We start from the raw sequence: 22052 nt of genomic DNA, 5'->3' as shown, positions 1-22052 counted from the left end.
CGCTGTGCTGGGTGGTTTGGCGACAGCGCATCCATAATGGCGCGCAGATATGGCGCGCGAGCCGTGCGATACCGACCGGGTTCTGCTGCCGCCCGCGACGACAGCCAACGATGCTTGTCCGCCCATTCCGACACAGTGAGGTCTGCATCAGGCCGCATGCCCCGGCGCCAGGCACGCAGGACGTCCTGGGCGCCGTCAAACCCGAGATCGAGGCCGGTGGTCAGATCGTGGTCATCTTTTCCTTCTCTATCATGCAAGCGAGACCCTGAGGTCTGCGAGGGCGTCGAGCTGCTCTCGGACATGGGTTTCCAACACCCTCTGCAAGATTGCAGTCTCGATCGTCACCGCCTTGCCGGATGCCTTCTCCATGTCTGCGGACAAGTGTGCGGCCATGAGCGCCGCCACGCGTGTGGGCCAGGTGACCCAAAGATCCCGCTCTTGGCGGGCCAGACGAAACACCAGAGTCTCGGCCCGCGCGCGATCCACCAACACGCCCTTTTTCTTTTGGATCGAGAGCTGACGCTCCTGAGCCTGATAGACGGTTAGCGCCGTCCGGGCCTTAATGTAGGACGTGCTGTCGCCGGGGCCGGAGACTGCCGGACCGTCACCAGCTGCACCAAACCCACTACGTGAGCGCATCTGTTGATCCGGATCGGTGGCAGCCCCACGCCGCGCATCCGAGGCCACCGCGTTGATAGACCCGTCTGCAAAAAGCACCAGCCGACCGGTCTTTCGGGCCTTCTGAACAGCCCCGCGGGAGATTCCAGCATGCTCGGCATAGGCGCGTTCGGATAGTCCTTCCATGGCGATTGGATTGACCTCAAAATATTGAAAATAAACAGAAAAAACTGTCTATTTGAGTTGATTACACTTCGGCTAAGAGCGATTCTCTTATCAAGCAAATTGCCTGATTGGAGAAACACAGATGACCCTTGCCACCCGCTACAACGCCGAAGCCAAACGCCTGATGCCGCACATGTCAGACGATCTCCTGGTTGACCCCGCGATCGACAACGCCTGCCACATCGACGAGATCGTGTTCCGCCGCAGCGAATATCTGGGCGGCATGGCGGCGGTCCTCCTCGCGCTGATTGAACAGCAGAAGTGAGCATTGCCATGAACGCGATCAGTACCCTCCGCATCGACCACGACACCTTACCCAACCAGTTTGACCGCTCGCGGCCCGATGATGTTGCAGAGGCCATCGAGGCTGCCCTGCGCGATGGTGGCATCTCAGCCGAAGCCTCCGATGTGATCTCCCACATCAAGATCGAACTTCCGACCACCCAGCTTGCCGCTGCCAGCGCCCTGCTGGCCAGCCTGCAACTCATTTGAAGGAGGGCAGGATGAGCACGCGTGCACAAATCGCCATCCAGATCGGTCCCGAAAAATGGGCCCACATCTATACGCACTTTGATGGTTACCCCGAGCACATGCTGCCGGCGTTGGCGGCGTGGACGCCCGAGGACATCCTCGCCGCTCGCGAAATCCGGCAAGTCCGCGCCGATGAACTCGACTGCTTCGACCCGCCCCGAGTGCCTCGCATCCTGCCGCGCCCGACCTGCGAGCTATCTTATCTCTATGTCTGGCAAGATGGGGTGTGGGTCGATGCGACGGCCTCTGCCGAGTGATCATATAGCAAGGTTATTGCTCTGATTTTGCTACGTTAATCGGCTCGTCAGAGCGATTGTGATTGCACCAAAACGATGCAACTCACCTGAAAGGCCCACGCCATGACCACCTCCACCCTGATCGCCAACTTCCGCGCCGCCGCTGAAGAGATCGAAGCACGCCTCGCGCCCAGCGCCTGCGCCATGATCGCCTCGCACAGCTGGATCGTCATTGACGACTTCGGACCCCTGACCTTCACGCTGACGCCTGAAGGCGGCAAGCATCTCGCCACCTGCACGGGTCATGGGCGCGCACATAAGGTCAACCGCTTCACCCGTGAGGATGCCGAGCGCCTTGCTCGCGCCTGCAACGCCCGCGCCGCCTTCTGGGCCGACGCTGCGCGCGAAGAGGCCGCAACGCTGCGGAGCCACATCGCGACGCTCGAAGCTCGCAGCGCCGCTTGAAACCCAACCGGCGGGGCTCAGCGCTCCGCCAGCCCCCATCACGAGGATTCCGACCATGACCACGCATCCCTGCCTTCCCAGTCGCAACGAGGATTACGGCTTCTTCCACACCCTGACCGTCTGCCCTGAGCGCGACCGTCGCAGCGCGGAGGTCTGGAACCTCGCCTCGCGCCTGATCGCCGAGGCCATAGGCGCCAGCAGCGAGGACGAGATGATCGGCATTCGCGACTTTCTCGACAGTCGCATGGGCCGCCACGTCGCCGATGATGTCGTCGACAACATAACGGGCTGCAATATCGGGCTCGAGGCTGCCATCGACTCCGTGATCCGCCGCTGGCAGGGCTGGCGCATCGATCGTGCTACAGAACGCTCCGAGGGTATCCCCGCAGGGCTGCCTTACATGACGGGCTGGGTGCAGCACTTCGCCGTCGAGGCCGCGATGGCCGAGAGCGACTGACCCATCCCCGACATCCCCATCACGACAGGAGGCCAAGATGCCCAAACTCACCGATACACAGTCCATCATTCTCAGCCGCGCGGCCACGCGCCCCGACAATCTCGCCATGCCGCTGCTTGAAGGGCTGGCCGGTGCTGCCGCGAAGATGGCGGTGGCCAAGATGATCGAACGCGGCTGGCTCGAAGAGGTCGAGGCCAATCTGCGTCGTGGCGATCCGCTCTGGCGCGAGACCGGCGATGGTCACGGTATCACGCTGGTCGCGACCGAAGCTGGCCTTGCCGCGATCGGCATCGAGCCCGTCGTCGCGACGACCATGAGCAATCTGCGCAAGTCGAAGCTGGAGCTGGCCTCGGCGGCAAGGGAGCCCGCCGAAATATCACCCGATGTCGACACGTCGAAGCCGGTGGCTATCCGTGCCGGCACCAAGCAGGCGCAGATCATCGCGCTCTTGCAGCGGCCCGAGGGGGCGTCCATCGGCGAAATCGTCGAGGCAACGGGTTGGGCGCCGCATTCCGCCAGAGGCATGATCTCGGGCGGGTTGAAGAAGAAGCTCGGCTTCGATGTCGCCACGAGCTCAGACGCGCAGCGCGGGCGGATTTATCACATCCGCGGATCAATATGAGGGGGGTTGCCTTCAATTCTTGTCTATATGTTGATCCGTCCTTGCGAATCGAAACTCTATGGCAGACAAGGCTTCTCAGGTTAACCGCCTGTTGACCTTCTCGATTTGCGGACCTGCTCGCTGCAAATCTGCCTCAACTCAGGACCAGCTTCGGCTGGTCCTTTTTCATTTGCGCTCGAACCGTGTGAACAGTCTGCGCAGCGCGTAGCCGCGGATCAACGAGATCGCGGTAAAGAACAAGCCCAGCGCCAGGTTTTCGCCAAGGCTCGGGTTCAAGTCGAACCACGGAAACACCACCAATTGCGTGGCTACCGCCAGCGCGTATACCACCAGGACATTGGTGATGGCCTCGATCAAGGAGAGGCGGCGCGACTGCATCACGCCGCCAGCCTCTGGGATTTCAGCGCCGAGAACGTCTCGCCGCTATCCACCAGAACAGCCTCCTGGCCCGTGAAAGATTGCCAGCGCTCGATGGCGACATCGACATAGGTCGGGTTCAACTCGATTCCGAGGCAGACGCGGCCGGTCGTCTCGGCCGCGATCAGTGTGGTACCCGATCCCATGAAGGGTTCATAGACCGCCTGGCCGGGACTCGAGTTGTTCAAGATCGGCCGCCGCATGCATTCGACCGGCTTCTGCGTGCCATGTACGGTGTCGGCATCTTGATCGCGGTTGGCGATCTGCCAGAGCGTGGTCTGCTTGCGATCGCCCGCCCAGTGCCCTTTGCCTTTTACGCGCACGGCATACCAGCAGGGTTCATGCTGCCAGTGATAATCTCCGCGGCTGAGCACCAGCCGGTCTTTGGCCCAGATGATCTGCGAGCGAATGGCGAAACCCGCGGCGATCAGACTGTCGGCCACGGTCGCAGCATGCAGCGCACCGTGCCAGATATAGGCGACATCGCCGGGGAAGAGGGACCAGGCCTCGCGCCAATCTGCGCGGTCGTCGTTCAGCACCTTGCCGGTGCGCTTCGTCTTGGCGGCCCCCGCCTGGTTGCGCCAGGACGGATCGTATTCCACGCCATAGGGCGGGTCAGTGACCATGAGGAGGGGCCGCACATCACCCAGCAGCCGCCCGACCACGTCGGCCGAGGTGCTGTCGCCGCAGATCAGCCGATGTGATCCAAGTTGCCAAAGGTCGCCTGCAACCGACACAGGGTTAACCGGCGGCTCTGGGATATCATCCTCACCCTCAACGGCCCCATCGTCGCTTACCGCCTCTGGATCCTGCAGAAGGGCATCCAGATCCTCATCCGAAAAGCCCAGGAGATCGAGGTCGAAGTCTTCCGCCAATAGCCCTGCGATCTCATCACGCAGCATCGCCTCGTCCCATTCGCCAAGCTCGGTCAGCTTGTTGTCGGCGATCCGATAGGCTCGGCGTTCGGCCTCGTCGAGATGGCCGAGCCGGATCACCGGCACCTCGGTCAGTCCCAGCATCGTCGCAGCCAGCACTCGGCCATGGCCTGCGATCAGCTCGCCATCGTCGGCTACCATGCAGGGTACCGTCCAGCCGAACTTGGCCATGCTGGCCGCGATCTTCGCGACCTGGTCGTCGCCATGCATCTTGGCATTGCGGGCATAGGGGCGCAGCCGGTCGAGAGGCCAACTCTCGATCTGGCTCGGCGCGAAGACGAGGTCCATGGGGAGGTGCTCGGGATGATGGGGGAAAATGAAAACGCCCGCGAGGGGGATCCTCCGGGCGCAAATCTTCGATGGTTCTTTGGTACGTCAAGGGGGCTAGAAATGTCAATCCATTTTGTGACTTTGAATCAAAGGCTTCGGGTCGCCTTGACGAAGGTGGCTGCCGGGAGTGGCTTCCGCGGTCTCTGGATTCCGATGGGTGGATTCCTTGGATTCCAGTCGGAATCCACCCTGCCGTAGGCGGTCAGTGCGCAAGTCGTTGAAAATGAGTCAAAATCTCGGCTACGCCAGCGCAACTGGCTTCTAGGTGGATTCCCCGGTGAAAATCCAAGTCGCTAGAAAACTTGCGCGCTAAGCCCCCCCGTATACGCAAAGGCCCGGGGAGGAACCATGGGAGGGGGAGGAATATTATAGCTCCCCACCCACACCCTTAAATTTGTCTACGAACGCTGAAATTTTTTCGAAGACGGTCATCTTCTTGGTCCGAAACTGAGGATTTAGTGGGCTCATCTTGGGGAGTATGGCATTGAGGTCAGCACCGTTTTCACTTGCAAATTCGCGTTTTATGGAAGCAGAAATATAGCGCCTTGCCGCATCGGAATTTAGATCTTCCGACTTGATAAGCTCGTCTAACTCTTTGAGTTGCTCCTCCCGAGCAAAAGAGAAAAAGGCATCGATCACACCTGCCTTATCATCAATCTGATCAAGATCAGTCTGGTTGATAAAGTCCACAATTAGGCTCTCTTTGGCACGATTTCCAAGGCTGCCGCGAATGACGCGGCGAGCATCCTCAATCAGATCCCCTTTGCTCTTTACCTTTTTGTTTTTCTCAAAGATGAGCTCGAGGATGTAGTCGAGGTTAATCTCTTGCGATTTTAGAAGATCCACTTCGAAAACGACATCATCCCACTCGATATTGGTCTGTTCTTGCTCAGCCGAAGACTTTTCCCGACGCAGCCAATCGCGAATGTCATTGTATGTCGATCTATAGTCTTGAACCGCTCGGTCTGAAGGCAGTTCTACCGCTTCCAGGTCGTGTAGATCCTCGTCGCTCAAATAGTGCTTTTGCTTGAACTCCTCAACGGCAGCGGGATTTGTTAAATCGAGCCCCTGATAGGCTTTCAATGCAGAAAACTCGTCGTAGTTCCTGAGCACATTCTCAACTCTCAGATACTCACCAAAGAGCTTTGCGAACTCTTTTTTATCTGCTTCTTTTACAATCTCATCCGGCTTTGGAAAGCGCTCGGTCAGCTCCTTCACAACATCAATGAACCCGCGTCGCGCCGCGCCGGTTTCCTGATCAACGAAGCCATTCATGTACTCGTCGTAGCTCTTTTCAAGCACGACGTTCTTTGTGTTCTTGTCACCGAACAGCGTGATCGCATCAACGGTCGCTTGCTCAAGGTCCCTAAACGCTACGATATTGCCGAACGTTTTGGTCGCATCGTAGATTCGATTGGTCCTTGAGAACGCTTGCATCAAGCCATGGAAGCGAAGATTTTTGTCGACAAACAAGGTGTTGAGCGTAGGCGCGTCAAAACCTGTAAGGAACATGCCGACAACAATAAGCAAGTCGATTTCCTTAGAACGAACCCGGTTGGCAAGATCGCGGTAGTAGTTTTGAAAGCCTCTGCTATCGACACTGAAATTCGTTTTGAAAAAAGAATTATAATCTTTGACGGCGCCGCTCAAAAACTCCTTGGCACTACTATTCATTGCGGACACATCGAAGCTTTCGTCCTGGATGTCGCCGATTGCATCTTGCTGTTCGTTGGCCGCAAATGAGAAGATGGTGGCGATCTTAAGCTGCTTTTCACTGTCCGCCTGTAGGTCGTTTAAGGTTTCATAGTAGAGCTTCGCTGCGTCCACGCTACTGACAGCGAACATGGCATTGAAGCCACCGTTTCCCATTTGCATCCGGTGAGTTTTTTGACGGTAGTTGGTGAGAATATACTGGGATATTTCCCGAATACGTTCTGGATGAAGGAGGGCTTGCTTGTTTTCAGCTGCGCTGAGCTTTGTGTCGTCTTGCTCACTTTCGATGGCTTTGAATTTCGGACGCACATCATTGTAGTCGACCTTAAACTTTAGCACCTTTTCGTCGCGAATGGCATCGGTGATCACATAAGAGTGCAGCTCGCGTCCAAATACTCCTGCTGTCGTTTCAGCACCTAGCGCATTCTCAGGAAAGATCGGCGTTCCGGTGAAGCCAAATTGGTAAAATTGTTTGAACTTTTTCTTCAGATTCTTCTGTGCTTCGCCAAACTGGCTGCGATGGCATTCATCGAAAATGAACACTACCTGCTGGTCATATACCGGCAGACCTCCCTCTGACTTCATCAGGTTGTTCAGCTTTTGGATTGTTGTGACGATAATTTTATTATCATCTTTGCCCAAGTTGACCTTCAACCCAGCCGTGCTTTCGGATCCATTAACACTATCAGGGGAAAACTTCTGGTATTCTTTCATGGTCTGGTAGTCGAGGTCTTTTCGATCGACGACGAAGAATACTTTGTCGATGAAGTCCAGCTCGGTTGCCAACCGTGCTGCCTTGAAGCTCGTCAGCGTTTTGCCGGAGCCTGTGGTGTGCCAGATGAAACCTCCGCTTTCTGGATTGCTCCAGTTTTTGGATTCATATGAGCTTTTGACCTTCCACAAAATGCGTTCAGTCGCAGCAATCTGGTATGGGCGCATGATCAACAGAGTGTTGCTAGTATCAAAAACCGAATACTGTAACAGAACGTTCAGCAGCGTGCGCTTCTGAAGGAAGGTCGCGGTGAAGTCCTTGAGATCCTTGATCAAGCTATTGTCAGACTTCGCCCAGTTCATGGTGAAGTCAAAGCTGTTCTTGTTGCGCTTGGTCGTGTTGGCGAAATACCGGGTGTCGGTGCCATTCGAAATCACGAAGAGCTGCAGGAACTTGAACAAAGAATGCTCGCTGTTGAAGCTTTCCTTGCTGTACCGGTGAATCTGGTTGAAGGCCTCCCGGATCGCCACGCCGCGCTTCTTCAGCTCGATCTGCACCAATGGCAACCCGTTGACCAGGATCGTCACGTCATAGCGATTGGCGTGCGTACCGGCCTGCTCGAACTGCTTGATAACCTGCAGCTTATTTCGGGCCATGTTCTTCTTGTCGAAGAGGTAAATGTTCTGGATGCGCCCGTCATCAAAGACGAAATCGTGGATGTAGTCGTCGTGGATTTTGCGGGTTTTGTCGACGATGTTGTCGCTTGGCTTGTCCAGGTAGGTCTCGACAAAACGCTTCCATTCATCATCTGAAAACGTGACGTTGTTCAGCTGTTCCAGCTGCACCCGGACATTGGCAAGCATGGCATCTGGGGTCGTGAGAGCAGGCAGGAACTCATAGCCCTGATTGACCAGATCCTGCACCAATTCGCGTTCCAGATCATCTTCGCTCTGGTAGCGATCTGCTGCGTCCCACTTCTTGCTATACTTGTCCAGGACGATGAAATTCTTCGTTTCTGCGATGGTTTTCGTCTGCTCACCCATTTTTTTGATCCTGTTGCCAATAAGCGTAATTATTCACCAAATTTTCGAGTAGGAGCTTCACGGTGTTTTTTTCAGCAGGGGAAGGATCCCTGATCTGCGCATTCGAAAGCGCCGAATGTGTGAAAGTGTTGATTGCTCGCACATAGGCATCTTTGCTGCCTTCCACCGTGTCGAGCAAATCGCTCCACCGGTCATAGCCCAGAAATCCAGCTGTTTTCTCATAGAGGTTTCGAAGCAGCGTAAAATGGTATCGTTCGACAGCGTTGCCAGCGATCGCCTCCTCCAACACCTTCTTCAAATGCAAATGATAGGAGAAACTCTTGTTCGCATCGCCGTATTTGACGTTCAGATTGAAGGTCCCATCTTCCATCCGCTCGAGCAGATAGCACCCTTCTTTCTTACCCTTCGTTCTTAGGTCAAGTTCGTTGTGCAAAACGTTGTAAAATAGAGGGTTATGGGTGGTGATCACGAATTGCAGTTGCTGCGGGGCAGCCTTGATCAGGTCCGCCAGGTTCACCGCCAATTCGATCAAGTGGTTTTCGTCAAGTGAGCTGACTGGGTCATCAACAAAAACGTACTGCAGCTCATTGAACTGATTTGTTGGTCGATCACCGACCTCGGCAATGTTCAGCACCGAGACCACTTCTTCGAGCAAGGTGAAGAAGATGCTCCAGACGAAATTGCTCTCTTCGCCCTTGGAGACTTTCACAACGTCATACTGTTCGGTGACAATCGGCTTGCCGTCCTCGTCGACAATCGGCTCTACACCTTCTGTGACAAGGTTCGTCGCATTAACTCGGAAAGTAACTTCTGAGTTTGCTGGCACGTCAATCTTTTTGCCGTCTTTGTCAGTTACCTGATAAACCGCGTTGAATGCTGGGGTGACCCTGTCTGTTGCGTATTTCTGAAAGTTGTTGACGATGTCCACTCCCTTCCCCTGGTCCACCAAAATCCAGTTCGTAAAGCTGTTCGGTTGGATCCTCAGCCTTTGTATCGTGTCAGACTCAAGGTCATTGTCCCAATAAAACAGGTCTTCAGTGAAGGCGTTGTAGTACAGGATTTTTTTGCGTGAGCGCGCGCCTTCCTCACCCTCTTCGGGTTTCGGGGCGATCAGCTCCTTCATGGCGCGGGACAGGCGGGTTTTGCCGGTGCCATTGAAGGCATAGATTAACTGCACCTTTTTGTTGGCATCCCGCAGCTGCTTTGCGAGCTCTTCGAGGCTCTGGCCCATTTACGCGGCCTCCTCAGGCTTAGGGAAGCTCAAGAGCAGTTCGCGGTAGTATTCGTATTGCTGCTGACGCAACTTGATCTCACGCGGCAGGCCCTCGCTGAGCGATGTGGTCAGTGTGTCGAACTTGTCAAGGATCGCCGCCTTGTGTATTTGCACTTCTTTTGACGGCACGGGTATTCTGAGCTTTTTCAAGTTAACAGCGTTCAGTGCAGGTATCCCGTCAAATGTACAAAGTGACTTTATCTCGGGCTGCAGTAGTTCGAGCAGATGATAGAGGTAGCGAACGTCTAAATCATCAGCGTCCAAAATGGTGACTGCGTAATTCAGGTTGCCGCGAAAATATTTACCTTCTCGCCAAGTGACTGAGCCGACACCAGCACCCCGGCTTGTAATGCCAATTGGGTCGCCCTCAGTGTTCCAATCATTGATGAAACCGAGCGGTTCTCGACCACTGTTGATCACCGGGTATTCGCCAGGATTGGCAGCAATCAGGTTCTTATTTACAGATTGCCCTGTCTTGATCTTTGTTAGCTCACCCAACGCCATCCATTCCACGTCACCCTCATCGAAACTCAGAAGTTGGTGGCGATAGTGATTGTATTGCTGCTTGCGGGCCTTAAGCTCGGCTGTCAGCTCGGCTGTCAGCTCGGTGAAGCTATCCAGAATCCGCACAATCTCCGCTTGCATCGCCAGCGATTTTTCTGGGTCTTCTGGGCATGGGATGGGGACGGGGTATTGGCCCAGCCAATTGGTGCTCATATTCTTCTGACCGCCACCAGTTGCGCTGCCCATAGCCTCTTGCTCAAATGAAACTTGGTCAAAATAATGGAAAAGATAGCGTGTCAGCACAACTGTTGTGTCAGCTCTCAAACATGCTACCCGCTGGTTCAAAGCAGCAGGCAAATCGCCATCGGATAACATTGCTACCCTGCCGCAATTGCCAGTCAAAGACATCACCAAGTCACCTGCGAACAGCATATAGCGTTCAATTTCGGATTTTGCGGCGGATGGGTAGAACTTCAGGTCTTTTTGGGACATTTGCCCTTTCTGCACATCGGAAATTCGAACCACTCGGATACCGCTCTCAGAGTATTTTGTGCTTTTGAATGCATAGCCATTAAGAATGTCGGCTACACTGCGCAACGGCTTCCATTCTACCGAAGCCCCGTTCAGCAGCTTTTCCAGAAAGCCCCGGTACCTCATGCCTCGATCTCCGCAACGATGGCGTCAATGTCTGCGCGTAGTTGGTCGATCTTGGCGACAGTGGTTTCCAGATCGGCATTCAACTTGGTAATGTCCACGACGTCGCGAGTATCCTTAGGCTCCACATAGGCGCTGACCGACAGGTTGTAGTCTTTCTCGACAATCGTGTCATAGGGGACCGTTTCGGCCACGTGGGCCACGTTTTCCTTGCGGTCGAACATCTTCATGATCTCGGCAATGTGCCGGTCCTCCATGAAGTTGTTGTTCGTGCCTTTGCGGAAAAACTCCTCCCCCGTCGCATCGATGAACTGAACGGCTGTGTCCGTCTTGTTCTTGGCCAGCACCAGAATGTTCACCGCGATGGTCGTGCCAAAAAACAGGTTCGGCGCGAGGGCAATCACCGTTTCAACGAAGTTGTTGTCGACCAGATACTTGCGGATCTTCTGCTCTGCCCCGCCACGGTAGAAGATACCTGGGAAGCAAACGATCGCGGCACGCCCCTTGGCTGACAGATAATGCAGCGCATGAAGGACAAAGGCAAAATCCGCCTTCGACTTCGGGGCCAGTACACCTGCGGGGGCGAAACGCTCATCATTGATCAGGGTTGGATCGTCCGAACCCTTCCAGTTCACCGAATAAGGCGGGTTTGACACGATGGCATCAAAAGGCTTGTCATCGCCAAAGTGCGGCTCCATCAACGTGTTGCCGTGCTGGATGTTGAACTTGTCGTAGTTGATATTGTGCAGGAACATGTTCATGCGGGCGAGGTTGTAGGTGGTGTAGTTGATCTCCTGCCCGAAGAAGCCGTCTTCGATGATGTGTTTGTCGAACTCATCCTTAGCCTGCAGAAGCAGCGACCCAGACCCCGCCGCCGGATCATAGATCTTGTTGACGGTAGCCTGCTTGTGCAAAGCCAGCTTCGCGATCAGCTTGGACACATGAGTTGGCGTGAAGAACTCGCCACCTGATTTGCCCGCGTTGGCGGCATAGTTTGAGATCAGGAACTCATAGGCGTCACCAAACAAATCGCCTTCGTTCTCGTCGAAGTTCAACGTCACGCTTTCTACGCCCTTGAGGACTTCCGCCAAACGTCCGTTCTTTTGCTTAACCGTGTTGCCAAGGCGGTTGCTGGTGGTGTCGAAATCAGCAAAGAGGCCAATGATATCATCTTCGGATGGATAGCCACTCGCTGAAGCTTCGATCGCCGAAAATACTTCCGCCAAGTCGGTGTTCAGGCTGTCGTTCTTGCTCGCGGTTTTGGCCACATTTTGAAAAAGCTGGCTGGGATAGATAAAGTACCCTTTAGTCTTGATCGCATCGACTTTTGCTTCATCGGGGATGTCTGCGTCGGCCATGCCTGCATAGTTGATGCTATCGTCACCACCTTCGATGTAGTTGGTGAAGTTCTCGCTGATGAAGCGGTAGAACAACGCGCCCAGCACAAAGTGCTTGAAGTCCCAGCCATCAACCGCGCCTCGCACTCTATTTGCGATTTGCCAGATTTCCCGGCGCAAAGCCTCAGCTTGTTGCTGACCTGTCATTTTTGCTCCCCTTCTTGTTTTTGTTCCTGCTCGGCAATCCAGCGGTCGATCTCGCTTTTCCGAAACCGCCATGCGCTTCCCACCTTGAACCCGGGAACCTTGCCCTCAGATGCAAACCGATATGCCGTTTTCTCAGCTATCTTGAGATACTCAGCGAGCTCTTTGACGGTCAAAATGTCTTCGTTGGGCATTTCGAAAATGTCCTCTCTGAGGAATATGGGTTGAAACTAGGGAGTATTAATTGAACGGGCAAGGATCGTTCTTGCTTTTCTTTCTAAATGTATGTGGTCTGTTGGATGTATGCTCACAATGAACGTAGGTTCGATTGTTCAGTTCGTCGTCTGCGGAGCATTCCATGGCTTCACCCTCGGCATAGTCGTCATTATTTCTACCTCCCGTAGCATGCCCCCATCCGCCAACCCATCCCGCACCCAGGCCAGCGCTCGCCGCCAATCCGTATAGGCCCGCCTCGCCCCCTCAATCTGCTCTGGATAGGGCGAGTAAGTAACGGGGCATGCCCTGACTTCCACGGTGCGCCACTTCCCTCGCGATAGCACCCTCTCGGTCCCAACCACCACAGTCGTTGCATGATCCCCATGCCGATTGCGCTTCATTTCCACGGGTACACAGCGCGGCACGGCTCCCGGCATCCAGTCCGGTGTGAGCCCAGCGCGTGCAAGCTCTGCCACCCGGATGGCCATGCGCTTGCCCCCTAAGCTATCTGGCATTCCAGAAACAGTCGCAGCAATGACCTCGGCATCCTCGTGGGTGTAATCGCCCAGCTTGTAGCGACCGCCATCGATCTTGCAGCCCAGCGCGGCGCGTTGCATAAGCACGTATTCGAGACCGAAGCCAAATCCCTGGCCACGCTCCGGATCAGGCGGTTCGGGCAGATCCAGCTGTGCGCATTCGGTACGGAAGGCCCATTCCAGCGCCTGCTGCACTGTCATGATGCGCTTCGGGCGTCCATGACCAGCTTGCCGTGACGCGCTATGCAAATTGCGATCGTGTTTCATTGGACGCCTCGCTCACGAAGTTGCTGTGGTGTGACCAGGCCGCGGGCGAGCATCCGGTCGCGCATGCTGTTGCTGATTGCACTGGAGGGGAGGTATTTCTCCGAGTTCACCCAATCGGCGTAGAATGCGGGCATATCAGCGATCGGTTGGTGTTTCGGTTTCGCTGGCTTCTGCGCCTTGCGCCGACCTCTGGATTTTACATCCGCCTTGCGCTGGGCACAGCGCTGCATGATCCGATCCAGCGCCTTGGGCCCGTCGGGAGGCGCGGGATGCTCCTGCCGAGACGCCTCAGCCGCCTCGAGGATTTCGGTCTCGCTCAGCCTGAGATCATCAATCCAGCGCTGGACATGCTCACGCGGTGGCCAGCCCTGCCACCAGCCAGGAAGCGTCCCGTCAGGATCGAAGCCCAGCGCCGCGAGCAGCTTTCCAAAAAAAACATCAAAAGCGGTTTCGCGCGCTCGCGCGTCCTCCTCCTTTACTGGTTTACTTAAAGGTTCCCTTACAAGGTTAGTGTCCCATTTTGAGACACGGGAATCGCCATTTTTGAGACACGAGTTTTGCCCAAAATGAGACACGGGCCGCCTCTCTTCTCCCTGTCCTGTTTTGGGACACGGGGTGGCAGGGCCTGACGGTGTTTTACCCTTGTCGCCATAGGAGGTTTCAGCGTGTGGCCCGTGTCCCAAACTAAGACACGGCGTTTTTGCGGTGTTTTGCGATGCGGATGAAGCGTCCTCAGGGGGGCAGAGCGGCGCTGTGTCACTCACACTCGGAGCGGCTTTCCCATCACCGGATGGTCGTGACGCACCTGCATCACCTCCATCGTCGAACTCGAACCCGAGCAGATACCGCGTGGGCCGTTGCTGGCCGGTCTTGGTGTCGACGATGCGCACGCGCTTAATCAACCGGCGGGCCTCCAGCTCATCGAGATGCCGGTTCAACGTCGCGCGCCCGATCTCACAATCATGGGCAAGCCGCTCTTGTGTCGGGAAACAACCGAAGTCCGGATTGAACCGATCGCACAGATGCCAGAGCACGATCTTGGTCGCAGGCTTCAGCCCGCGCTGCTGGATGGCCCAATTGGTGGCGGCATGGCTCATGGCGCGCCCCTCCCGGTTGGGGAGGCAACACGCGTCGTGAACCCGTGGTCTGCCAAGGCGCCCAGCGCATCATCAAGCGAGCGCACCAGTGTCCAGCCAAAGCCTTGGGCCAGCACCGCGTTGCGGAATTCCTCCTGCGCAGGGCTCAGGCGCCCCTTGAGGGATTTTAGCTCGAGGAACAGCACGCGACCGTCACATAGGATGACCAGGTCGGCAAATCCGGGGTGGACACCCATGCCAACGAGGATCGCTTGCCGTTTGGCGCCCCGCGGGCCGGCTTCGGTTACCTCGTTGGCGCAGTGATGGATGATGGCGCCCTTGGGGAGGGCAAAACGCAGCGTGGTCACGACAGCGCGCTGCAGATCTGCTTCGGGTGTGCCGCGTCGTTTCATGAGCGGCCCTCCCGATCTGGCGCGGGCAGCCGCCCCGGCGTTTTGGCGTCGAGGACGACAAGCAGGATACGTGCGTCCTCGCGCTCCTCGGGTGTTTCGCCATGCTGGACCAATACATTGCAGGCGAGGCGCAACAGGTAGTCAGAATGGTGCACCATATCGGCGACCACCATGCGCGCCTCGCGGCGGCGCTCTTCAATCCACTCCTGGCGGACACGGTCTCGGGCGCTGGGCTTGCGGAAGGGAAGGGGGATGCTCATCGACGTCCCTTCCGCTGGCGTACAGGCTGACTTTGCTCTCGGCTCAGCAGCCATTGTTCTACGCTGGACCTGCGATAGAAAACTTTCCGGCCGACCCGCATGCAGGGCGGTCCCTCGCGCCGCGCTTCCCAGCGCGACAGGGTATCCGTCGTGATCATCAACTCTTGGGCCAGCAGATCCCGGGTAATCCAGTCCGCAAGCAGATTGAGCGGCGCAGTCTCGTGGTCGAGCGTCATCGTCTCCGACATTCCTGATCTCCTATGTTTCAAGCCCTGTTAGGTCGGGCTGGGAGAATCGAAGCAGAGGTTGATGGGCGGAAACGAGGCGGAAGGTGGAATTGAAGGCCAATCCACATTCCACCCCTTATTTTGCTGTTGGTTTTGCGGGCTGCTGGCGAAGTCAGAGCGGCTTGCGCCCTGATTTCCGGAATTTTCCACGGCAAATTCCGGCGTTTTGTTCAGGGCTGCGGCTGCGGAGAGCCAAAGCGAACGGATGTTTGCGGATTTCACCGGGCAGTCAGGGGCGGCTGTCTCTGGAAACGGCTGCACATCTTTTCCACCTGATGGTTGGCCATGCTATCACGGCAGAGATGGGAAATCATCGCGGCGATGGCCGTCCACCATGCGGCGTAACTGTTCAGGGGCGATCACTTCGACCGTGTCGCCCCACTTGTAGAGATGCCAGGCCATTTCCAGCCAGCCAGCAGCCTCAAAGCTGACGATCAGCCCACCATCATCATCGTCCTCGATGGTCTGGTTGGGATGAAACACGTAATTGCGTGCTGCCCGGGCTGCCCTGCTACTGAAGCGCCAGATCACTGTCCCGAACTCGGTTTCGGAGTGAAAGGATTCGAAAGCGCGGGCCACGTGTTGTTTGAGATCAAACCCTGGTTTGCGCTCAAAGCTGTCGTTCAGCCGGCGCGCGTGCAAAATCCGATCTACGCGGAAGTTTCGGATGCGTTCATCAGCGGCCAGATCACGACATGCCAGGTAACAACGGGTCCCGAAGAGCACTCCATAGGGCTCGACAGTGCGCAGGCGTGGCACGTCGTCTAATTCTGCCAGATATGTGATCTCCAGTCTGAACGGCCCCTTCAAGGCAAGATCTATTATCTCGAGGATTGCGGGATCATAGGCCGTGCTGGGCCCCGGCCGACAGGCGTGGCCACGCGCCTGCAAAGTGGCCTCGGCATCCGCCTCTGCCCGCACGACCTCGCTTGTGGAATGTAGGACAACCAAGCGATCACGCAGGGCGGCCAGCGCGCGGGCTTCGGTTATTGCCCCTTCCCGCTCCGCTCGGCGAATACTCATATCCAGCGCAGAGAGCTCATCGTCCCGTATGCCTTTGAGATGCAGAAGGCGCTCGTCCCCGGCGAGAGACCATCGCTTCTGTTCGCCCCTCTTGCCGCCAGACACAACAACGCTCGGAAAAGTCTGTGCGAGGGCCTGTGTCATGCGCTGGGCGCTTCGATGCGTGACGCCAAAGGTTTGTTTGATCTCCTCTAAGCTGACGCCGTCCTCGCGCGCGGCAGCCATGTCTGCAAGACGCAGCAGCTCGTGGGTTTTGGAAAAGGGAACATATTTCATTTAGGTGCCAGAATTTTACACCCTATTGAGTGCATTTTTCTCCAGCTTTCGCAAGCTGTTGGTGGCGGCATGGGCGATTCTCACGATCCCCACGCACATCGTTCTCGCAATCCACCCACGCGTGTCTCCCCGCGGCGCGCGGACCTTGGCGCGTAACCTGCGCAAGGGAGCGGTGGGCCGAGACGTGCGCGCCGATGAGGTCACGGGAACATGGAGGAAAGGATCAATGACTGCGACACCAAGTGCGTTTTATTCGATTATGGAGCTGTCTATCCGCTGGGATCACGGCGTGCACAGAGTTGTGGACGCAGCAATCCTCGGGCAGCTGAGGGTGGTCACGGGCATTTCACCCGTCGACTGCGGCCTGCAGCGCATAGGAGGCCTGGTCCAGGTCAACATCGCCGATGTGTTGCCCATGTTTCGCCGCATCGGCCCGAGCGAAGAGACAGCCACGCTGCGGCGCATCGCGCCCTATGAGGGGGGCGACTGGATCTACATCACCGATCCGGCCGAAGGCATTTTGATCCGCAGCAACGATCTTCTCGTCCCCGGGCAAGACGTGCAGCGTTATGAGGATGAGCGCGATCTCCTGCGCCGCAGTGCGCATTCCGCAGGTGCAACGCCGCGCTATGACTGGGACGCGATGTATGCATGGCTTTTCAAACGGATCAACGATTACGGGGTTCCAGAAAGCCAGGCGGCCCTCGTGGGCGAGGTGCAGGAATGGTTTGTCCGCAACTCGAAGTCGGGCAAAGTCCCCGAGGACAGCACGATCCGTAAACGGATCCTGATGATTTGGCGGATCCTTCGGGGCCGGAAATAGCGCCCAGCGCCAAATCACGCTGAGCGCTGGTCCTGATCGGCATCGTGCACTAGCTGTGGCCGTGGTCGGAAGATGCTGGCCACGCTGTCCACGCCTGCACGCAGGGGTGACTCCATCAAGTGGGCATAGCGCTGAGTGGTCTGCATCTGGCTGTGGCCTAGCAGGCGTCCGATGATCTCGAGTGAGGCACCGCCACTGACCAGCAGCGAGGCGAAGGTATGGCGCAGGTCATGGATACGGACGTCGGGTAGATCGGCTTCTCGCTGGACCATTAGCCAGAAACGTCGGATTTCGCGCACAGGCTTGCCCACGGCGTCACCGGGGAAGAGCCAAGGATTGCCTCGTGGGACGACCAGCTGCCGCTGCCGAACAATCGCCACCACGTCCTGCGAAATCGGGACGCGGTGGATCTTGCGCTGTTTCGTCGTCGATGCCGGCTTCGACCAGATGGCGTAGTCGAGGTTGAACTGTTCGAAGCGTGCCTGACGGACCTCTCCGACACGCGCGCCAGTCAGCATGCACATCCGGATGATCGAAGCGGCGCGCTGATCCTCGGCTTTGTCCAGTACTGCCGCAAGGCGGGCCAGTTCCTCCGGCGACAGGAAACGCTCCCGGGCGTGTTCGATGCGCCGGTGGAACCTTTGCGCTGGATTGTCAGACCGCCATTCCCATTCCATGGCCAGTGTGAACATCTTGCGCAGCACTTCCCCCATTCGGTTCGCGCGGATCGGGGTGGGCTTGTGGCCCTGAAGTTTCCGGGCCCGATTGTTGGGCTTCTGCTTGCAGGGCCGCGGACGACCCTCGGCCACGAAATCGAGAAACTTGGCCACATCCGATTTGGTGATGTCCGTCACCAGCCGGTTCCCCCATGCGGGTTCGACCATTTTCCGCAGCATGGAGATCTGATCGCCGGCGTTGGTCGGGGATAGCTTGGGCAGGTGTTCCCTTATGTAGCGGTCGATCATGTCGCTCACGCGCGGGGCCTCGCGCAGCTCCTCCTTCGCCGCCAGTGGATCTTCGCCCTCATCGATCATGCGGCGCAGCTCGCGGGCCCGTTCGCGGGCCGCCGTCACGCTCCACTCCGGCCAACGCCCGATCGTCAGTCTGCGCTGCCGTCCGGCGAAGCGGTAGTCCAGCGTAAAGGCGCGGTTGCCGGACGGTTGTACCTTTGCTGCCAGCCCACGGATATCCGTATCGAAGATCTGGTAGCTGTTGCCTTCCTGTGGCTCCGCATCGCGCAGGATTTTTTCGTTCAGTTTCAGTCGGTTTGCCATCCAATCTGCCTCCTTTCCTGACCTGACACAGGCGTAGATCTGCGCTGCTATCAAGTCAGAGCACGTGGCAGGGGGCGGAAAATAGGCGGAAGGTGGAATTGAGTGACTTGTGAATTCCCTGCCCTTTCACAAGGGAATAGGTGCGCGCAACCGGCGCTCAGCTGCCGTTCGGGTGTCAGGCATTGATTGGCCGGTCCTAGCCGATCGTGTTCTCGAATGGGTCAAGAGTTACCGTCCAACCTCGGAGTGGTTTTGTCACGCTTGCGTTCCGGTCTCTCAACTCATTTATGCGGCCTTTCGCTCAAATGCCAAGGGGCTTTTGCCGCCTAGCGACGAGTGGCGGCGACGCGGATTGTAGAAGCCGTTGATATACTGGAATATCGCGCCTTCTGCCTGGCGGCGTGTGTCCCAGCGGTTGCGCCAAATCAGCTCGGCCTTGATAGATTTGAAGAACGTCTCAACCATCGAATTGTCGTAACAATTCCCCTTACCGCTCATCGAGACCTTGAAACCATGCTTTGACAGCCGTCGCTGATATTCGTTGGAACAGTATTGCGACCCACGATCCGTATGGTGAATGCAGCCTTCGGGCGGTTGCCGTAGCGCCACAGCCATGTCCAGCGCCCGGATCGCTAGGTCCCGCTTCATGCGGTTGCTGACAGCCCAGCCGATGACGCGACGAGAATAGAGATCGAGGATGACAGCCAGATATAGCCAGCCTTCGCTGGTCCAGATGTAGCTGATGTCTCCAGCCCATTTCTGGTTCGGCCCATCCGTAGTGAAGTCTTGATCCAACAGATTGGGCGCGATGTTGAACGTATGGTCGCTATCGGTTGTGGCCTTGTATTTCTGTGTCCTGATGACCTTGATGCCGTTCTCGCGCATCAAACGGCCCACACGCCCGTGCCCGACGTTCAGCCCTAGCTCCTGCAGTTCTTCAGTCATCCGTGGGCGCCCATAGCTTTGCAAGCTCAGGCGATGTTGTTCACGGATGTGGGCCAGAAGCACCATATCGTCCCGCTGGCGTTGGCTTATTGGGCGGTCCCGCCAAGCACGAAACCCACGAGAGGTGACCTGCATGATCCCGCAAAGAAACTCCACAGACCAAACTTCTTTCCACGCGTCGATGAAGGCGAACCTCACCGGCTTTGGCCTGCAAAGAAGATCGCCGCCGTTTTTAGCACTTCCCTCTCCTCACGCAGTAGCCGGACTTCTTTGCGAAGGCGGGTATTTTCCTTCTCAACATCCTCATGCGGCCCAGACATTAAATCATCGTGCTGATGTCGCTGAACCCACTTGTTCAGCGTCGAAAGCCCCACACCCAAATCTGATGAAAGTTGCGGCCGCGTTAATCCACTGGTCGTGGCCATCCGCACCGCATCACGGCGAAACTCGTCTGTGTACTTCTTTGCCATTCCATATCTCCTTCATAGCAAACATTGCTCGAAAGAGGCCGGAACTAAAACGGGGCAAGACCAGAGCGAGCTGTCGGCACGATGGCGGTAGGGGCTCGAGACGAACCCAGAGGAACAAAGGAAGCGCCAAGTATGTGTTTCATGCCTACTTGCAGTCTAAGATTCTGAAAACCAAAGACCTTTATTAAGTGCATGTGTTTATTGAATTTTATTGCCATTTACCGAATCTAAGTGCTATGATTGATAATCGGCACAACGTACGGGCCGCGCCGAGGTTGACCATGAGCAAGAGCTACACGCTTTACATCAAAGCCTACACGCCCGAGACCATCCCTATGGCTCGGCTGGCTCAGTACATGCAAAATCTCGCCGCCATACTCGGTCACGAAACTGCCGTGCATTTCCAAACGCTCAAGCCAGGCAGCACTCAGCTCGTCACAATTATTGATCATGAAGATGTGCCGAAGGTTGCAGCCCATCTCGCAAAGGTAAAAAGTGGGGAGGGAAGTCCTGAGGCCAGCAAGGCCCAAGTCGAGATCGACCGCCTGCTTGCCGAGGACAACGCGACAGGCTTTGTCTACGAAGACGAAAACGAGAGCGCCGAGATTATCGCGTTCCCAGGTGTAAAGAGGCCCAAGCCGACGACCTACGGCCCTTTTAATCAGGAGGGCTCGCTCGACGGCATCCTGATAAGTGTCAGCGGTGCGGATCAAACCGTGCACCTTCAGTTGCAAAATGGGTGTATCAAATACACGGGGATCGACACCAACCGTGAGACCGCACGCCGTCTCGCTAAGCATATGTACGAGCCCGTCCGAATTTTCGGTGCCGGCCGGTGGTTGCGCGATCAGGAAGGAAACTGGATTCTCAAAAAGTTCCGCGTTGACAGCTACAGCGTTCTCGCGCCTGATGATCTCAAAGACGCCATCGACAAAATGCGCAACATCGAAGGCAGCGAGTGGAAGAACATGGACGATCCCATTAGTGCCCTGAAAGCGCTTCGCGAGAAGGGCAACGGTTTACACTAATGGTTGTTTTCGATAGCGCGGTCCTGCTGCTTGTCCTTGATCCTAACGCAAAAGCGCCGAGCGATCCGGCCACAGGCGAGTCCGTCGAAAAAGCAGCTGAGCGGATCGAGTACCTGATCGGAAACCTCACAGCCGACAAGGAAAAGATCGTAATTCCCACACCGGTCCTGAGCGAAGTCTTAGTGCATGCCGGTGATGCCTTGCAGCCTTATCTTGACACGCTCAACGGTCAGGCAGCTTTCAGGATCGCGCCTTTCGACCAGAAGGCAGCCATTGAAGCTGCCCTGGCCATGAGTGATGCAATCAGAAGGGGCGGTCATCGAGTTGATGCGGCAAATCCTGACGCGACGAAAACCAAGATCAAGTTCGACAGGCAAATTGTGGCTATCGCCAAAGCGGAAGGTGCACACACGGTTTACTCGGACGATGAAGACGTACACAGGTACGCGAAACGTGCAGGTTTGAAAGCGTATCGCACGGTCGAGCTCGATCTGCCCCCCGAAGACCCGCAGCAATCCCTGGACTTCGATACCCAAGATTAGGCTGTTTGGCGGCTGCCACCCAACTGAACAGTCCGCTCCTGCTCAACTGACGTCGCTAAGGCCTATCGCAGCGAACGACAGTTCCCCGCCCTTCGTGATTACGAACACCTTATCCAAGCGGCCTATTGGTCAACGCCTGGTCAACCCGCGGCTACAGTTTTGGCTACATTGCCATCCGCGTTAAGGCGTTGAAAATCGACGAAACACGGTAAATACCTTCGTGGTTTCAAAGGGTTGCTGGCTAAGTGTATGATTTAATTAAGTTATTGAAATCAAACAGCTTTAGCTCATAACCTGAAGGTCGTAGGTTCAAATCCTACTCCCGCAACCAAAAATAAAT

Annotated in this window: 25 protein-coding genes and 1 pseudogene; 9 read left to right on the top strand and 17 right to left on the bottom strand. The window is 56.5% G+C overall.

Translation table 11 applies throughout. The features are described 5' to 3' along the window. Together AC4GMC_RS10680 and AC4GMC_RS10675 are read right to left on the bottom strand one after the other, a co-directional pair. Positions 1-302, bottom strand: a pseudogene (locus AC4GMC_RS10680) (phage terminase large subunit family protein); the annotation flags it as partial. After that, positions 250-804 carry a hypothetical protein gene (locus AC4GMC_RS10675; protein ID WP_487879212.1) on the bottom strand — a complete coding sequence of 185 codons (555 nt, stop codon included), beginning with the start codon at positions 802-804 and terminating at the stop codon, positions 250-252. The gene AC4GMC_RS10675 and the pseudogene AC4GMC_RS10680, both read right to left, overlap by 53 nt. Positions 805-925: 121 nt before the next feature. Here AC4GMC_RS10675 and AC4GMC_RS10670 point away from each other — a divergent pair, with 121 nt between their 5' ends. The 6 genes from AC4GMC_RS10670 (at position 926) to AC4GMC_RS10645 (ending at position 3154) form a co-directional block, all read left to right on the top strand. After that, positions 926-1108 (top strand): hypothetical protein, encoded by a 183-nt coding sequence (locus AC4GMC_RS10670; RefSeq protein WP_487879211.1) that lies wholly within the window; start codon positions 926-928, stop codon positions 1106-1108. Positions 1109-1116: 8 nt separating this feature from the next. Beyond that, a complete protein-coding gene (locus tag AC4GMC_RS10665; protein WP_487879210.1) occupies positions 1117-1335 on the top strand; it encodes a hypothetical protein in 219 nt (72 codons plus the stop codon). Positions 1336-1346: 11 nt separating this feature from the next. Then, the gene (locus AC4GMC_RS10660; protein WP_487879209.1) at positions 1347-1631 is read left to right on the top strand and encodes a hypothetical protein; all 285 of its coding nucleotides are present in this window, start codon (positions 1347-1349) and stop codon (positions 1629-1631) included. A gap of 102 nt (positions 1632-1733) precedes the next feature. Next, positions 1734-2075: a hypothetical protein gene (locus AC4GMC_RS10655; RefSeq protein WP_487878351.1), complete on the top strand. Its 342-nt coding sequence runs from the start codon at positions 1734-1736 to the stop codon at positions 2073-2075. A gap of 55 nt (positions 2076-2130) precedes the next feature. Beyond that, complete coding sequence (locus AC4GMC_RS10650; RefSeq protein ID WP_487878350.1) at positions 2131-2532, top strand: hypothetical protein; 402 nt, start codon at positions 2131-2133, stop codon at positions 2530-2532. A 37-nt stretch (positions 2533-2569) separates the two neighbouring features. Next, a complete protein-coding gene (locus AC4GMC_RS10645) occupies positions 2570-3154 on the top strand; it encodes a DUF3489 domain-containing protein (RefSeq protein WP_487878349.1) in 585 nt (194 codons plus the stop codon). Positions 3155-3319: 165 nt separating this feature from the next. Here the strand turns inward: AC4GMC_RS10645 and AC4GMC_RS10640 are convergent, their stop codons facing one another. From AC4GMC_RS10640 to AC4GMC_RS10580, 13 genes are all read right to left on the bottom strand, one after another. After that, positions 3320-3532: a DUF7220 family protein gene (locus tag AC4GMC_RS10640; protein ID WP_487878348.1), complete on the bottom strand. Its 213-nt coding sequence runs from the start codon at positions 3530-3532 to the stop codon at positions 3320-3322. Then, positions 3532-4794 carry a site-specific DNA-methyltransferase gene (locus AC4GMC_RS10635; RefSeq protein WP_487878347.1) on the bottom strand — a complete coding sequence of 421 codons (1263 nt, stop codon included), beginning with the start codon at positions 4792-4794 and terminating at the stop codon, positions 3532-3534. Before AC4GMC_RS10635 ends, AC4GMC_RS10640 begins: the two co-directional genes overlap by 1 nt. A 408-nt stretch (positions 4795-5202) precedes the next feature. Then, positions 5203-8304 carry a type I restriction endonuclease subunit R gene (locus tag AC4GMC_RS10630; protein WP_487879208.1) on the bottom strand — a complete coding sequence of 1034 codons (3102 nt, stop codon included), beginning with the start codon at positions 8302-8304 and terminating at the stop codon, positions 5203-5205. Beyond that, positions 8297-9535 carry an AAA family ATPase gene (locus tag AC4GMC_RS10625; protein ID WP_487876915.1) on the bottom strand — a complete coding sequence of 413 codons (1239 nt, stop codon included), beginning with the start codon at positions 9533-9535 and terminating at the stop codon, positions 8297-8299. The genes AC4GMC_RS10630 and AC4GMC_RS10625 overlap by 8 nt, the downstream gene beginning before the upstream one ends. Further along, complete coding sequence (locus tag AC4GMC_RS10620) at positions 9536-10738, bottom strand: restriction endonuclease subunit S (protein WP_487876916.1); 1203 nt, start codon at positions 10736-10738, stop codon at positions 9536-9538. Beyond that, on the bottom strand, positions 10735-12279 hold the full coding sequence (locus tag AC4GMC_RS10615; RefSeq protein WP_487876917.1) for a type I restriction-modification system subunit M: 1545 nt from the start codon (positions 12277-12279) through the stop codon (positions 10735-10737). Before AC4GMC_RS10615 ends, AC4GMC_RS10620 begins: the two co-directional genes overlap by 4 nt. Continuing rightward, positions 12276-12470: a methylation-associated defense system helix-turn-helix domain-containing protein MAD1 gene (gene mads1, locus AC4GMC_RS10610; protein ID WP_058239057.1), complete on the bottom strand. Its 195-nt coding sequence runs from the start codon at positions 12468-12470 to the stop codon at positions 12276-12278. The genes AC4GMC_RS10615 and mads1 overlap by 4 nt, the downstream gene beginning before the upstream one ends. A gap of 138 nt (positions 12471-12608) precedes the next feature. After that, positions 12609-13229, bottom strand: coding sequence for a hypothetical protein (locus AC4GMC_RS10605; protein WP_487876918.1), 621 nt, complete (start codon positions 13227-13229; stop codon positions 12609-12611). A 62-nt stretch (positions 13230-13291) separates the two neighbouring features. Further along, positions 13292-14392, bottom strand: a complete 1101-nt coding sequence (locus AC4GMC_RS10600; RefSeq protein WP_487876919.1) for a helix-turn-helix domain-containing protein — start codon at positions 14390-14392, stop codon at positions 13292-13294. Continuing rightward, positions 14389-14784 carry a VRR-NUC domain-containing protein gene (locus AC4GMC_RS10595; protein WP_487876920.1) on the bottom strand — a complete coding sequence of 132 codons (396 nt, stop codon included), beginning with the start codon at positions 14782-14784 and terminating at the stop codon, positions 14389-14391. The genes AC4GMC_RS10600 and AC4GMC_RS10595 overlap by 4 nt, the downstream gene beginning before the upstream one ends. Beyond that, a complete protein-coding gene (locus tag AC4GMC_RS10590) occupies positions 14781-15044 on the bottom strand; it encodes a hypothetical protein (protein ID WP_487876921.1) in 264 nt (87 codons plus the stop codon). Before AC4GMC_RS10590 ends, AC4GMC_RS10595 begins: the two co-directional genes overlap by 4 nt. Further along, a complete protein-coding gene (locus AC4GMC_RS10585; protein ID WP_487876922.1) occupies positions 15041-15292 on the bottom strand; it encodes a helix-turn-helix transcriptional regulator in 252 nt (83 codons plus the stop codon). The genes AC4GMC_RS10590 and AC4GMC_RS10585 overlap by 4 nt, the downstream gene beginning before the upstream one ends. A gap of 330 nt (positions 15293-15622) precedes the next feature. Continuing rightward, positions 15623-16630: a helix-turn-helix transcriptional regulator gene (locus AC4GMC_RS10580; RefSeq protein WP_487876923.1), complete on the bottom strand. Its 1008-nt coding sequence runs from the start codon at positions 16628-16630 to the stop codon at positions 15623-15625. 226 nt (positions 16631-16856) lie between these two features. Between AC4GMC_RS10580 and AC4GMC_RS10575 the strand changes: the two genes are divergently transcribed. Continuing rightward, positions 16857-17453 (top strand): hypothetical protein, encoded by a 597-nt coding sequence (locus AC4GMC_RS10575; protein WP_487876924.1) that lies wholly within the window; start codon positions 16857-16859, stop codon positions 17451-17453. 14 nt (positions 17454-17467) lie between these two features. Here the strand turns inward: AC4GMC_RS10575 and AC4GMC_RS10570 are convergent, their stop codons facing one another. Together AC4GMC_RS10570 and AC4GMC_RS10565 are read right to left on the bottom strand one after the other, a co-directional pair. Continuing rightward, on the bottom strand, positions 17468-18727 hold the full coding sequence (locus AC4GMC_RS10570) for a tyrosine-type recombinase/integrase (protein ID WP_487876925.1): 1260 nt from the start codon (positions 18725-18727) through the stop codon (positions 17468-17470). Between the two features lie 285 nt (positions 18728-19012). After that, positions 19013-20142 (bottom strand): IS3 family transposase gene (locus AC4GMC_RS10565; RefSeq protein WP_487876926.1). Its coding sequence is split into 2 segments (ribosomal slippage): positions 19013-19902 and positions 19902-20142, totalling 1131 coding nucleotides; the frame shifts between segments, so codons are not numbered across the junction. Positions 20143-20423: 281 nt separating this feature from the next. On the opposite strand from AC4GMC_RS10565, the gene AC4GMC_RS10560 reads away from it, so the two are divergent. Continuing rightward, positions 20424-21170 (top strand): hypothetical protein, encoded by a 747-nt coding sequence (locus AC4GMC_RS10560; RefSeq protein WP_487876927.1) that lies wholly within the window; start codon positions 20424-20426, stop codon positions 21168-21170. After that, entirely contained in the window at positions 21170-21712 is a 543-nt protein-coding gene (locus AC4GMC_RS10555) for a type II toxin-antitoxin system VapC family toxin (protein ID WP_487876928.1), read from the top strand. Before AC4GMC_RS10560 ends, AC4GMC_RS10555 begins: the two co-directional genes overlap by 1 nt. The last annotated feature ends 340 nt before the right edge of the window (positions 21713-22052 follow it).

The organism is Thalassobacter sp. (assembly GCF_982993085.1).
Note: the sequence above shows the minus strand (reverse complement) of the source record. Positions and strands in the feature narration are given on the sequence as shown.